The sequence below is a fragment of the Hungatella sp. SL.1.14 genome, from assembly GCF_024460495.1.
GTDB classification, from domain to species: domain Bacteria; phylum Bacillota; class Clostridia; order Lachnospirales; family Lachnospiraceae; genus Hungatella; species Hungatella hathewayi.
This window is the reverse complement of sequence record NZ_JANFYJ010000014.1, coordinates 77,436-90,233: the sequence shown is the minus strand read 5'-3', so window position 1 is coordinate 90,233 and position 12,798 is coordinate 77,436. Positions and strand designations below refer to the sequence as shown.

Genomic DNA, 12,798 nt, shown 5'->3' with positions numbered 1-12,798 from the left:
CTTCTTGACGGAAAATCAAGGAAGGAGTAGCCTGTTAGATAGAAACTGCATAAAAAGGCAGAGAACGATTACATCAGGAAGACAGGGGAAAAGAGTATGACAGGCAGTATGGCCAGGAAAGAGCCGCCTGCAAAGGGCAGGGGCTGCGCTTCGGAAACGGTTGGGCAGAAGCAGTACTTATTTACAAACAGCGATTTAAAACGTCTCATCGCTCCGCTCATTGTGGAGCAGATTCTGGCGGTTACCGTGGGAATGGTAGATACGATGATGGTGTCCAGCGCGGGGGAGGCGGCCACGTCTGGCGTATCCCTGGTGGATATGATCAACAACCTGCTGATCAACGTGTTTGCAGCGGTATCGACCGGCGGTGCGGTGGTGTCCTCCCAGTTTCTGGGGCAGAAAAACCGGAAACGGGCATGCGAGGCGGCGGATCAGCTGATGATGATTACAGGGCTCATTTCCATTGTGATCATGGCAGGGGCGATTGCGTTCCGGCACGGACTGCTGCGACTTCTATACGGCGGGATCGCAGATGACGTGATGAAGAACGCGCTGATCTATCTGGTGCTGTCGGCACTTTCCTATCCGTTTCTGGCCATTTATAATTCATGCGCGGCGCTGTTCCGGTCCATGGGGAATTCGAGGATTTCCATGCAGGCCTCAATTGTCATGAATATCATCAATGTGGCGGGAGATATTCTGTTTATATTCGGATTCCACTGGGGAGTGGCAGGCGCTGCGCTGGCATCTCTGATCAGCCGTATAACGGCGTGTGTCATTCTCGTTATCCGTCTTCACAATACGGGGCTGGAGATTCATGTCAGCTTTGGACGGCTTCACTGGAACAGCGGTATGATCGGGAAGATCCTTCATATCGGGATTCCGGGTGGGATTGAGAACAGCATTTTCCAGCTGGGGCGCGTGCTGGTAGTCAGCATCATTGCCCTGTTTGGCACGACGCAGATCGCGGCCAATGCGGTCGCCAATAATCTGGACGGAATGGGTGTACTTCCGGGACAGGCCATGAATCTGGCCATGATTACCGTGATCGGCCGCTGTGTGGGCGCAGGCGATTTTGAACAGGCGGAATATTACACAAAGAAAATGATGAAGCTTACGTACCTCATCAGCGGACTCTGCTGTCTGGGGGTGATTATCACCATGCCGCTCACCATGAAGCTGTACGGCCTTTCTGAGGAAACCCTGAAACTGGCGGCAGTACTCGTGCTGATTCATGACGGCTGTGCCATCCTCCTGTGGCCGGCGTCCTTTACCCTGACGAATGTTCTGCGGGCCGCCAACGATGTCAAATTCCCCATGTGCATTTCCATTCTGTCCATGGTGATCATGAGACTGGGAGTTGGTTATCTGCTGGCCGTCGGCCTTGGGCTGGGAGCCGTCGGCGTATGGTGCGCCATGATCCTGGACTGGGTGGTTCGCGTGATCTGCTTTGTGGGGCGGTACCGGAGCGGGAAGTGGAAGAACTTTTATCACGGGGTATGATGGACAAGATCAGGAAAAATGCTTTAAGCAGGCCGAATATGAAATAAAATATAAAAATGGTTTCCGGAGTAATTTACTCTGGAAACCATTTTGCATATAAAATCAGACTGTTGATTTAATAATGCTTTTTTAGTACTCAAATACATAAGAGTCCATCGTCAGACTGTTGTTAATCAGCGCGTCGCTGCTCAGCTTTTTCTGTCTCAGCGCCTTATCGCTCTTTAGGAGGGCACTGTAGATAATATCTGTCACATAGAGGTACATCAGATTATCGGACAGGGCTGTGGTGTTGTTGGCGATCAGCTTATCTGATACGATAAACTTGTAATCCGCGATATCGTTCAGCTTGGGAGAATCCACGCTTGTGATGGTTAGATTTTTCCCGCCCCGGTCGATGGACGCATTGGCCGCCTGATAGATATCCTTCATCATGATGCTGCGTGCAATGAAGATGGATAAGTCGCCCGGCGACGTATTGGTAACCTGAAGGCTGATACTTAAAGGATCAGTGTACTCTTTTGCACGAATACCCGCCAGCTCCAGTTTGTAACGGAACTCTCTGGCTGCAAATGTGGTGTTGGCCAGAGCGTATAAGTTTATATTTTTTGCATTTTTTATCATTTCTGCGGCCTTAAATACCGTGCTTTCGTCCAGGAGTGCCGCCGTATTATTTAACATGCTCCGGTAGTCGGAGGTGACGGAAGCGATAAAGTTCCCGCCGGCGGAGGGCGTCTCCTGAACCATGTTGTTGTAGAAACTTTCCTGAGCTAATGCAATCTTTAATCCATTGAATCCTTTATATCCCAGCTTTTTACAGAAGCGGTTAATGCTGGCTTCCGAAGTGCCGGTTTCATCCGCCAGAGCGGTGATCGTCGTAGTAAGAATCTGTTCTGCATGACCTATGACGTACTGGCTGATGGCGTTCTCACTCACGGTGAAGTTAGGCTGCATGGAGATGATTTTAGAAATAACGGTCGATACCATAAAATCCTCCTTTTTTCGTTCTTAAAGTATACCATATTTTCAAAATATTTGCAAATAGTGACTTGGAGTGAAAATATAAATCAAATATATTGACAGCAAATGAAAATAGTGATAGTATAAAATCATAAAAATAAGGGCGATGCCTACGATAAACTGATGAATATGTACAAAAATCACGACTGATCAATGAAAAAAGTGATTTGCAATGAAAATCATTTTCAGGGCTGCCGTTATGATTACAGGAAAGGAGAAAGTATGAAGGAGTTTGGCTATGAGAAAACGTACGACGTGATTGTAGCTGGCGGAGGGGTTTCCGGTACAGTGGCTGCGATAGCGGCCGGTCGTCTGGGCGCGGAGGTTTTGATTATTGAAGAAGGCGCGTATCTGGGCGGAGCGCTGACCGGATGTGGAGTTGGCCCCATGATGACGTTTCATGCAGGCGAAAAGCAGGTGATCCGTGGTATCATGGAGGAGATTGTAGAGCGGATGAAAACTGCCGGATATTCTACGGGCCACATTTATGACACCATGCAGTATATCAGCTATTTGACACCGTTTAACTCGGAGGGCCTTAAGGTGGTGCTTGATGAGATGACGGCGGAAGCGGGCTGCACGGTTCTGTTCCACACGTTTATCGGAGCCGCGGAGTGCGGGGAGGGACTTATTAAGTCTCTTACTGTATGCAACAAGGACGGGATTCACAGTATATCGGCCAGGGTATACATAGACGGAACCGGCGACGGCGATGTGGCCGCATTTGCAGGAGCATCCATGACAAAAGGACGGGAGTCCGACGGCGCGGCGCAGCCCATGACCATGAATATGAAATATTTAAATGTGGACACAGATGCCGTCAAGGAGCATATCAGAACACATATCACTGATTTCTCCCGTCATCAGGGCAATGAGGAGCTGATGGACAGCGTAAGCCGTTTTTCATTCTGCGGCTTCCAGGAGGAATTCCGGGAGGCCAGGGAGAGAGGGGAACTGGAGATCCAACGGGAGGATGTACTCTGCTTTGAGACGGACCGTCCGGGGGAGTATATTGTGAATACTACCAGGATCATCGATCATGATGCGGTGAACGCGGCCAGTTTAAGTGATGCAGAGGTGACGGGAAGACGCCAGTGCAGACAGCTGGACAGCTTTCTCCGCAATCATGTACCGGGGTTTCGGAACGCTGTACTTGAATTTACCGGTCCCAGAGTAGGTGTGAGGGGATCCAGACAGCTTTCCGGGAAATACACACTGACTGCGGAAGATATTCTGGAGCGGAAAACCTTTGACAGCGTCATCGCACATTCTGCTTATCCCATTGATATTCATAACCCTAAGGGCGTGGGAACGGACAGCCGTTTTTTATCGGAAAAGGGAACGTACTACAGCATTCCGTATGAAACACTTTACTGCGCTGAGATTAAGAACTTACTGACTGCCGGGCGGTGTATTTCTGCGTCTTTTGAGGCGCAGGCGGCCATCAGGACGACGCCAACAGCCGGGGCGCTGGGGCATGCGGCTGGAGTAGCGGCGGCTCTGGCGGCCAAAGGGAATGGAGATGTCTCCGGAGTCTGTATCAGGGATCTGCAAAGACTGTTGCTGGAACAGGGTGCTTACCTCGATCTGGTAAAATAAGTAATGTAATTTATTTGATTCATATTAAAAAAGTAATGGATAAAAATGAAGGAGGATTTTTCTAATGACAATTCAGGTTATTGGAATACTGGGGTTATTTGTTTTAATGGTAGTTTTGATGATGACGAGAAAGCTGCCGACCATACTGGCTCTGCCGATTATGGCTGTGGGTATTGCGCTGATTGCGGGTATTCCGTTTATGGGCGGAGAATTCAGCATTGCAAAGGATGTTCTGGAAGCAGGCGCCATGCGTATGAGCACGGCAATTGCCGGGCTGTTCTTCGGCGGCTTCTTTGGAAAGGTACTGAGCCGTGTGGGAATTACTAATACAATTATCCGGAAAGCGGCCGAGATGGCGGGGGATAAACCACTGCCAATTGCGTATGCATTTTTAATCGTGTCTTCTGTTATTTTTGCGGCTTCCAACGGTCTGGGAATGTTTATTCTGGTTGGAACGATCATTGTCCCCATTATGATCAGCGCAGGCTTGAGCCCGCTGGCAGCAGGAACCGTTCTTCTGCTTGGAAACGGAATCGGCGTTACATTTTCCGTTGGAACGCTGGGCGTGTATATTGATACATTGGGACTTCCGCTGGAGACGGTAACCCGGTATTCGTTCCTCTGTGCGGCTCCTCTGATGATTGTAGCTGTTATTATGGTTTATGTAATGGTTAAGTCCGGAGGAAAGAAGAGAAAAGCATGGGCAATGCCTGCTTCCGATATGGGAAGTGAGAAAAATGTCCGTTCGATTGCACTGATTTCCCCGTTGATTCCAGTTGGACTGGTATTTGCATTCAAACTTCCGCTGGTTCCGGCCATTTTAATCGGGATCGTGGCAGCTCTGATTCTTGCAACTCCAAAGAACGCGGTTCATGTAGTATCCAGCTCGTTTGTAGAAGGTATTCAGGATACGGCAGGTGCCTGCGGTCTGATGATCGGTATCGGCATGGTATTAAAAGCAGTGATGGCTCCCGAGGTTGCGGCTGTCTTAGAGCCTGTGATCAAGGCGATCATTCCGTCAAGCGCGATTATGTTTGTTCTTGTATTCGGTCTTCTGTCCCCGTTAGCGATCTACCGCGGGCCGTTAAATGTGTGGGGGCTCGGTTCCGGTATTGTAGCTCTTCTGGCTTCCTGCGGCATGAACCCGGTTGCGGCTATGGTTGCTCTGAGACTTGATTCCAACGTTCAGGCAGTCTGTGATCCGACTAACTCACATAACGTATGGATTTCCGATTTCACGAAGACGGATGTCAATGACTATTTAAAGAAAACGATTCTCTGGATTGCGGTTTCCACACTGGCCGGACTGATCGTCGCAAGCTTTATCGTATTATAATTCCCGGTTCGTGCAGGCGTTCGCCTCCGGCGAAGCCTGCACGGCAGCAGGGTGTTTTGAGGAAGAGGAGAGTCAGATCATTATGAGTAAGAAAGTAAGGATAGGAATTGATGTGGGAGGAACCTTTACGGATGCAGTCGTCATTGACAGCAATACGTATGAAGTGATTGCGAAGAGGAAGATTCCGACTACCCATGAGGAAGGCGTGGCGGCAGGCGTTGTAACGCTTATCAGCCAGCTGATGGAAGAACTGGGGATAGACCCGGAGGAGGTAGTTTTTATCGCCCACGGAACGACCCAGGCTACCAATGCGCTGCTGGAGGGAGACGTAGCGAATGTTGGCATTATCGGCATGGGAACCGGTATGGATGCCCGGGGCGCCAGAAATGAGACGAATGTAGGCGATATTGAACTGGCTCCGGGGAAATTTTTAAAGACGAGCCATACGTTTATCGACTCCAAATCAGTAAATGACTCAAGTATTCAGGCTGCCATCAACGAGGTGAAGGCTGCAGGTGCAGAGGTGGTTGTTGCCTCCGAGGCCTACAGTGTGGATAACCCTGAAAATGAGCTTCTGGTACAGGCAAACGCCGAGAAGCAGGGACTTTACTGTACAGGCGGCCATGAGATATCCCAGCTTTACGGCCTGAAGATGAGGACCAGAACGGCCGTGGTCAATGCATCTCTGATTCCGAAGATGATGGAGACTGCCAATATGACGGAACAGGCGGTGATCGACACGAAGATCCGTTCCGGACTGATGATCATGCGTTGCGACGGCGGTGTCATGAGTATTAATGAGGTGCGGAAACGCCCGATTCTCACTATGCTTTCCGGTCTGGCGGCTGGCGTGGCGGGTGCGCTGATGTATGAAAAGATTTCGGATGGAATCTTTTTCGAGGCCGGCGGAACCAGCGTCGACATCTCTGTTATAAAGAACGGGAAAGTCATGATCAAATATGCCCAGGTGGGCGGCCATAAGACGTATCTGCAGTCACTGGATGTCCGGACGCTGGGCGTGGCGGGCGGCTCCATGGTGCGGGTAAGCGGAGGAAAAGTGGCGGACATCGGTCCGCGTTCCGCTCATATTGCAGGAAAAGAGTATGAATGCTTCCAGGAGGAAGGGGAACTGGACGGCTCAGAGGTGCTGTTTGCCAGCCCCAGAAAGGACGACCCGAAAGAGTATGTGCTGGTAAAGAACCCGGCTGGCAGGGAGTATTCCCTGACACTTGCCGGGGCCGCAAACCTGTTGGGCTACATTCCGGAAGGGGATTACGCCAGGGGCAATGCTCAGACGACGAAAGCCGCCTGGGACGCTTTGGGATCGTATCTGGGATGTACAGGGGAAGAGGCGGCCAGGCAGACGATGAATCTGGCTATGGATAAACTGGAGATGGTTGTAGAGGAATTGATCGACGAGTATGAACTGGATACAAAGTTTGTCACCCTGGTGGGCGGCGGCGGTTCCGGCGCGGTAATCGTCCATGCTCTGGCGGAACGCATGAACGTAAAATGGAAGATAGCAAAGAATGCGCCCTACATCTCAACGATCGGCGTGGCTCTGGCTATGGTCCGGGAGCAGATGGAGAGGACGATTGCCAATCCTACGGATGATGATATTAAGAAAATGCGCCGCGATATTATCGAGAAGATCGTGAAATCCGGTGCAAATGAGGAGACTGTGGATGTAACCATTGAAGTGGACGCGCAGAAGAATATTCTAAGAGCGATTGCCACAGGGGCTACAGAACTGAGGCAGAAGGATTTGGCAGCTGTGAATCTCAATCCGGAGCAGCTTAAGGGAATTTCGGCGGAAGCGCTGGGAACATCGCCGGAAGACACGAACTGTGTGGCTTCCTCAGGTCGATGGAACGTCTATGAGTCTGTGTTAAAGAAAAAATTCCTGGGTTTATTCAGCCAGAAGAGCCGCCGGCTCTGTGTCATTGACCGGGAAGGCGTGGTAAGGCTTAAGAAGGACAAAGCGGAGTATTTAAAATTTGCCAAATCCAGAAAAGGTGATCAGTTCGCAGAATTTCTGGATGCCAACACGACATTCTCTGATGCTAACGCGACAATTCCGAAAGTGTTTATTTTCTATCGGGAAAAAATGTTGGATTTGACAGGGATGCAGAGCGCAGAGCAGTTGAATTCTATCCTGGATGTGGAGATCGAGGGGCTGGAGGACAGCGAGGAGCTGATTGCAGTCGCATACAAGTAGTTTTTAACGGCAGGACTAAATAGCCAGTGCAGCAAAGAAAGGGGTCTGAACATGATATCTGATGAGGTTCTGGGAATGTTTGAACTTAGCAATGACCTTTTGTATGGAAGAATACCAGAGGACAGATACCGCTATTATGTGGAAGAATCCCTGCGCCTCGGACGGGAAGCTGCCCGGAACGTAAAGGGGACAGGCGATATTTTTGCGCTGTATGAAAAAGCCGGAATCGAGATCATTTATCAGGAGACCAGCGGGGAAAATTACGGCGTCTCTTTCCGGGCCCAGAGTGAATATGGAAAAGATGGAAGCGCAAAGGTTTTGATGTATCAGCAGTCCATTGCGGAACTGGCGAGACACAGTCTGGATTATGTGATCGGCGAAGAAGAGGCGCTGGCTGTCCACCTGTCCCATGAATATTTTCATTATCTGGAGTTTCACAGCGGGGAAATGAAGGATGATAAAACCATACCGTATTACAGCTGCGGATTTGTCTCCGACTATTTAGAGCCTGTGCAGCTTGTAAAGCTGTTTGGGCGAAGACGGAATGCGGGAATCCTGCGGTGCAGTGAAATTGCGGCCCACGCGTTTGCAAAAGAAATGATGGGACTGGAAATTCTGCCTAATTACTACGATTATTCCTGGCTGATGGCCGGGGGAAAACTGCGCCGGGAGGACTTTCTCCAGAAAGTCCGGCGGTTTGAGGAGATGGTCCTGCTGTGGTGACAAGACACAGCAGGACCATCTCCTTTCTTCCATGTCCGGGTTGTGAAATGGCAGCGAATCGGGTATAATTTACTTAGATGAGCAGGAACAGGAAGGAGGGCGGAGTTATGCGGTATTATATATCCGATCTGCATTTTTACCATGAAAACCTGAATTACCAGATGGATCATCGGGGGTTTTCCAATGCTGCTAAAATGAACGCCCATATGATTCGTCAGTGGAACAGCAAAATACGGGACAGGGATGAAGTGGTCGTTCTGGGAGATTTATCTCTCGGTTCCGGGGAGGAAACCAACCGGATTCTGAGTCAGCTGAAAGGGCGGATCAGCCTGATTGAGGGGAATCACGATTCCTATCTGACGGACAGACAGTTTGACCGGAGCCGTCTGGAATGGGTGAAGCCTTACGCGGAACTGCGGGATAATAAGAGAAAGGTGATTTTAAGCCATTACCCCATGATCTGTTACAACGGCCAGTATCGGCGGGATGAGGAGGGGAGACCCAGAAGCTACATGCTGTACGGCCATGTGCATGATACCTTTGATGAAGCGCTGGTGAACCGCTATCAGGAGGAGACCCGGCGCGCCGAGAGGCCGGCCTGCCACGGCGGCCCGCCGCTTTCCGTACCGTGTCAGATGATTAACTGTTTCTGTATGTTTTCGGATTATATTCCGCTTACCCTGGATGAGTGGATTGAAACAGACGGAAAGCGACGCAGCGGGAGAACGGATGAGATTTCTTTTCGCACAGAGGGAACGGAAAAAAATTGAAAACGCTTTCGACAAATTTCGTAAAGATTCGACAAAATTCTACACACCCCATTGTATTACGGGAAGGAATCCTGTAAATTGTGAGTATGGTTACAACAGGGACAGCACAGAGGCTGGTGAAGATAAAATGTAACTATGAGGCATTTCGGAAGGGGCCGGTCGGAACTCTTCCATACAGGTATCTATCTTGCTTTTCCGGTTATTCGTTCTGAAATAATAATCTGTGGGAGAGCAGTGCGCAGGGCAGTCCTCGGGGAACCCTGCGTATTTTCTGATCCGGCAGTCCCGGATCAGAAAATACGCAGTAAGTCCGTCAAATCATAATGTTTACTTTCTATATCGCAGCATCCGGCCGGCAGTAATGTCATAACTTCGTTTTCCAGTCTGATTCTGCGTCGGAAATGGCTGATCATGCCGTCAAAATCCTCGATCTGATGTACCTGTCCATAGGGGGACCGGCTCAAATAGCCGATCATCAGCTGATACCAGACTTCCTCGCCCTCCGGATTCACCCGTTCCTCTTTAATGGTTTGAATGCATTGCCGGATGTCAGGGGAAACTAAACGAATCAGCTTAAAGTTTGATAAATCCAGCAGCGCCGCCAGTTCCTGATAAAAATCCATAATCTGCTGATCACTGAACATTGCATACAGCATCAGTTCTTCCAGGATATTCTGGAAAAAGGAGCATTCAAATAAATTGCCGCCGGAATGAAAAGCGCGGAATCTCCGAAGGATGATGTCTCTGAATTCCGAAGGGCTTTTTCTTCCGCCGTACACCTCAAATTTTTCCATATATTCATAAAAATCATAATGCACGGTTTTGATTTTCGTATAAGGTGTTATAAAATGTGTCCCTTCTTTTACAGTACTCTTTTCAATCTCATCACGCAGATCCGCCAGATCGGAAAGCGCCTGCCTGTATTCCGTTTCCGTCATGTACGCGCACCAGGCCAGTTCGACTGGGGAGATATCGCCCTCCCGAAATACGCGGTAATCGGTAAAGTGGCGTGCCAGGGCATCTAACAGGGTCGATTTGCCGCTTCCCGGTATTCCTTCAATAAAAATATTATATGGTTGATTCATCATGCTGCCTCCTCTCAGGACGTGTTGACGTGTGAAGTAAGCTCCGTTTTACAATAAGGTTTCTCCGTTACAGTCTAACCGCAGGGCGAAGGAATGTCAATTACAGAGTGATGAATCAAAGGCCCAGAGGCTAATTCTGAATAAAGAAAGACGGCATGGCATAATCAATATTCCCCCTGCATAAGATTGTAAAAACGTCCTAAGCAGGGGGATTTTCTTGAAGGAATATATTGAAGAGCGTGCAGTTGCCATAGCCAACTACATCATAGACTATCATGCAACGGTAAGGCAGACGGCGAAAAAATTTGGTATCTCCAAATCTACGGTACATAAGGATGTAACAGACCGTTTAGAGCACATCAATCCTTCCCTGGCGGCCCGGGCCAGAGTGATTCTCGACATCAACAAATCCGAGCGTCATATCCGGGGAGGCCTGGCTACGAAAGAAAAGTACCAGCACAGGCTGGCCATGTGCAGCAAAGAGTCTGACCAGTAAGTGATCACGACTGCATGGAATACATGCGGGATGGGACCGCTGTCCGGACCGTCACAGGAGTGCGGTCACGGACAGCGGTCTCTCTTTTTAGCCCGAAGCTGGTAAGAAGGGCGGTGTCTGCCAGTTCCATCTGCCCGGGTGAGAGCTGTCCTATGTATTCTTTTAAGCGGCAGCGGTCGATGGTTCTTACCTGTTCGAGAAGGATGGTGGAATCGCATTTTAAACCGCTTTCCTCTCTGGTGACCGGTACGTGGGTAGGGAGCTTGGCTTTGGTTGTCCTGCTGGTAATGGCTGCGACGATTACGGTGGGGCTGTGACGGTTTCCTGTATTGTTCTGTACGATCAGTACGGGACGCAGGCCGCCCTGTTCAGAACCGATCACCGGTGATAAGTCAGCGTAGTATAAGTCACCGCGCAGTACAGGTTTTTCTTTATATTTATCTGATAAATGATTCATTATGGTCTCCTCCTGTTAAAACATCTATGTCAATGATTGTCCCATACGGTTCCGGCATCTGGCAGCCGGTTGTTCGTATCGTTCTGTTAGGAGTATTTCCAGAGGGCCGGAAGATAAACCGGTTTTTCATGAAAATTTAGAAAATCACGATAAAATACCTTTCACAGACGATTTTTGGAAATTCCGCATATTCCCCGGCATGGACGAATAAGATAGTAATAATCAACATAAACGGGGAGAGTGCTATGAAGAGTTTATTGAACAGAAAATGGATGCTGTTCATGTGCCTTTGCATGTGGGTTCTGGTTGTACGGACACTGAGCGGGTGCAGCATGAGCAAGGATGACGGAAACAAAGTACGGGACATGGAATTTTCCGTGACAGCGGAAGCAGATATTCCAGAAGAGCTAAAGCAGATTATCGCCGAAAAGCAGAAGACACCGTTCAAGCTGACATACAGTGACGACCAGAACTTATACATAGTGGTTGGATACGGCAAACAGGATACCGGCGGCTACAGCATTGCGGTGAATGAGCTGTATCTGACAGAGAATTCCATCGTTCTGGATACGGATCTGCTGGGGCCGGAAAAAGGCGAAAGCGGGGGAACGGAACCCTCATTCCCCTTCATTGTCATCAGGACAGAGCTTTCGGAGCTTCCGGTGGTATTCCAGTAAACCGTGCAGAAGAAAAGAAACCGCGCGTGCCTGGTAAGAGAGGGCGTCAAACAGTCAAAAGACTGTTCGGCGCCTTTTTGCTGTGATGGATGGCGGCATCCCGTGAGCTGATACGATCATCAGAGCCTCTTTAAAATTGTGGAAATTGTCCTTTTTTCTTTTCACATCATATGATATACTATGGTATACTGTTTCACTAGGAATTAAATGGAAGGTAATTATAGAAAGAAAAGGGGACGGATCGTATGATATTAAAGGATATATGGCTTGATGTGAAGGCTGTTCAGGAACGTGACCCGGCGGCGAGGAATGCCCTTGAGGTACTTCTTCTTTATCAGGGCGTTCATGCGCTGATATGGCACCGGTTTGCACACTGGTTTTATAAGCATAAGATGTTTTTTGCCGCCAGGCTGATTTCCCAGATCGCCCGGTTTTTCACACTGATCGAGATCCATCCCGGGGCACAGCTGGGCCACGGGATCTTAATAGACCACGGCTGCGGCGTCGTCATCGGAGAGACTACGGTAGTCGGAGACAACTGTACGATATACCAGGGGGTTACTCTGGGAGGCGTCGGCTTAAACAAGGGGAAACGCCATCCCACTCTGGGAAGCAACGTGACCGTAGGGGCCGGAGCCAAGATTTTAGGGTCCTTCGAGGTGGGAGACAACTGTACCATCGCGGCCAACGCCGTACTCTTAAAGCCGCTTCAGGATAACGTGACAGCGGTGGGGGTACCGGCCCGGGCAGTCAAGATCGACGGCGTTCCGATTCCCAAAAAAGAAAAGAATCTCGTGACCATGGATCACTACTGTAAGATGGAAGAGCGGATTCGGCAGATGGAGGAGACAATCGCGTCCCTTCAGGAAGAACTGGCGGATGCCAGGAGAAATAAGTAACCATGCAGACAGGAGCAG

Annotated in this window: 12 protein-coding genes; 9 read left to right on the top strand and 3 right to left on the bottom strand. The window is 49.6% G+C overall.

The window, feature by feature from the left end:
* Positions 1 to 96 precede the first annotated feature (96 nt).
* The gene (locus NE473_RS16080) at positions 97 to 1,503 is read left to right on the top strand and encodes an MATE family efflux transporter (protein ID WP_006774142.1); all 1,407 of its coding nucleotides are present in this window, start codon (positions 97 to 99) and stop codon (positions 1,501 to 1,503) included.
* 129 nt (positions 1,504 to 1,632) lie between these two features.
* On the opposite strand, the gene NE473_RS16075 is transcribed toward NE473_RS16080, so the two are convergent.
* Positions 1,633 to 2,487: a MurR/RpiR family transcriptional regulator gene (locus tag NE473_RS16075; protein WP_055649572.1), complete on the bottom strand. Its 855-nt coding sequence runs from the start codon at positions 2,485 to 2,487 to the stop codon at positions 1,633 to 1,635.
* A gap of 255 nt (positions 2,488 to 2,742) precedes the next feature.
* Between NE473_RS16075 and NE473_RS16070 the strand changes: the two genes are divergently transcribed.
* From NE473_RS16070 to NE473_RS16050, 5 genes are all read left to right on the top strand, one after another.
* Positions 2,743 to 4,119 (top strand): FAD-dependent oxidoreductase, encoded by a 1,377-nt coding sequence (locus NE473_RS16070; protein WP_055649571.1) that lies wholly within the window; start codon positions 2,743 to 2,745, stop codon positions 4,117 to 4,119.
* 64 nt (positions 4,120 to 4,183) lie between these two features.
* Positions 4,184 to 5,455 carry a citrate transporter gene (locus tag NE473_RS16065; RefSeq protein ID WP_055649570.1) on the top strand — a complete coding sequence of 424 codons (1,272 nt, stop codon included), beginning with the start codon at positions 4,184 to 4,186 and terminating at the stop codon, positions 5,453 to 5,455.
* Positions 5,456 to 5,537: 82 nt separating this feature from the next.
* Entirely contained in the window at positions 5,538 to 7,673 is a 2,136-nt protein-coding gene (locus NE473_RS16060; protein ID WP_055651626.1) for a hydantoinase/oxoprolinase family protein, read from the top strand.
* A 51-nt stretch (positions 7,674 to 7,724) separates the two neighbouring features.
* Positions 7,725 to 8,396, top strand: a complete 672-nt coding sequence (locus NE473_RS16055) for a hypothetical protein (RefSeq protein WP_055651584.1) — start codon at positions 7,725 to 7,727, stop codon at positions 8,394 to 8,396.
* A gap of 107 nt (positions 8,397 to 8,503) precedes the next feature.
* Complete coding sequence (locus NE473_RS16050; protein ID WP_055651585.1) at positions 8,504 to 9,166, top strand: metallophosphoesterase family protein; 663 nt, start codon at positions 8,504 to 8,506, stop codon at positions 9,164 to 9,166.
* Between the two features lie 290 nt (positions 9,167 to 9,456).
* Here the strand turns inward: NE473_RS16050 and NE473_RS16045 are convergent, their stop codons facing one another.
* Entirely contained in the window at positions 9,457 to 10,254 is a 798-nt protein-coding gene (locus tag NE473_RS16045; protein WP_256265341.1) for a P-loop NTPase family protein, read from the bottom strand.
* Positions 10,255 to 10,468: 214 nt separating this feature from the next.
* Between NE473_RS16045 and spoIIID the strand changes: the two genes are divergently transcribed.
* Positions 10,469 to 10,747: a sporulation transcriptional regulator SpoIIID gene (gene spoIIID / locus NE473_RS16040; RefSeq protein ID WP_006774147.1), complete on the top strand. Its 279-nt coding sequence runs from the start codon at positions 10,469 to 10,471 to the stop codon at positions 10,745 to 10,747.
* 4 nt (positions 10,748 to 10,751) lie between these two features.
* On the opposite strand, the gene NE473_RS16035 is transcribed toward spoIIID, so the two are convergent.
* Positions 10,752 to 11,204, bottom strand: coding sequence for a type II toxin-antitoxin system PemK/MazF family toxin (locus NE473_RS16035; RefSeq protein WP_006774148.1), 453 nt, complete (start codon positions 11,202 to 11,204; stop codon positions 10,752 to 10,754).
* Positions 11,205 to 11,476: 272 nt separating this feature from the next.
* On the opposite strand from NE473_RS16035, the gene NE473_RS16030 reads away from it, so the two are divergent.
* Together NE473_RS16030 and cysE are read left to right on the top strand one after the other, a co-directional pair.
* Entirely contained in the window at positions 11,477 to 11,881 is a 405-nt protein-coding gene (locus tag NE473_RS16030; protein ID WP_085952166.1) for a protease complex subunit PrcB family protein, read from the top strand.
* A gap of 245 nt (positions 11,882 to 12,126) precedes the next feature.
* Positions 12,127 to 12,780 (top strand): serine O-acetyltransferase, encoded by a 654-nt coding sequence (gene cysE, locus NE473_RS16025; RefSeq protein WP_006774152.1) that lies wholly within the window; start codon positions 12,127 to 12,129, stop codon positions 12,778 to 12,780.
* Positions 12,781 to 12,798 lie beyond the last annotated feature (18 nt).

Coding starts and splice junctions, on each gene's coding strand:
- NE473_RS16080 (WP_006774142.1), top strand. CDS start 97: ATGACAGGCAGTATGGCCAGGAAAGAGCCGCCTGCAAAGGGCAGGGGC.
- NE473_RS16075 (WP_055649572.1), bottom strand. CDS start 2,487: ATGGTATCGACCGTTATTTCTAAAATCATCTCCATGCAGCCTAACTTC.
- NE473_RS16070 (WP_055649571.1), top strand. CDS start 2,743: ATGAAGGAGTTTGGCTATGAGAAAACGTACGACGTGATTGTAGCTGGC.
- NE473_RS16065 (WP_055649570.1), top strand. CDS start 4,184: ATGACAATTCAGGTTATTGGAATACTGGGGTTATTTGTTTTAATGGTA.
- NE473_RS16060 (WP_055651626.1), top strand. CDS start 5,538: ATGAGTAAGAAAGTAAGGATAGGAATTGATGTGGGAGGAACCTTTACG.
- NE473_RS16055 (WP_055651584.1), top strand. CDS start 7,725: ATGATATCTGATGAGGTTCTGGGAATGTTTGAACTTAGCAATGACCTT.
- NE473_RS16050 (WP_055651585.1), top strand. CDS start 8,504: ATGCGGTATTATATATCCGATCTGCATTTTTACCATGAAAACCTGAAT.
- NE473_RS16045 (WP_256265341.1), bottom strand. CDS start 10,254: ATGATGAATCAACCATATAATATTTTTATTGAAGGAATACCGGGAAGC.
- NE473_RS16035 (WP_006774148.1), bottom strand. CDS start 11,204: ATGAATCATTTATCAGATAAATATAAAGAAAAACCTGTACTGCGCGGT.
- NE473_RS16030 (WP_085952166.1), top strand. CDS start 11,477: ATGCTGTTCATGTGCCTTTGCATGTGGGTTCTGGTTGTACGGACACTG.
- cysE (WP_006774152.1), top strand. CDS start 12,127: ATGATATTAAAGGATATATGGCTTGATGTGAAGGCTGTTCAGGAACGT.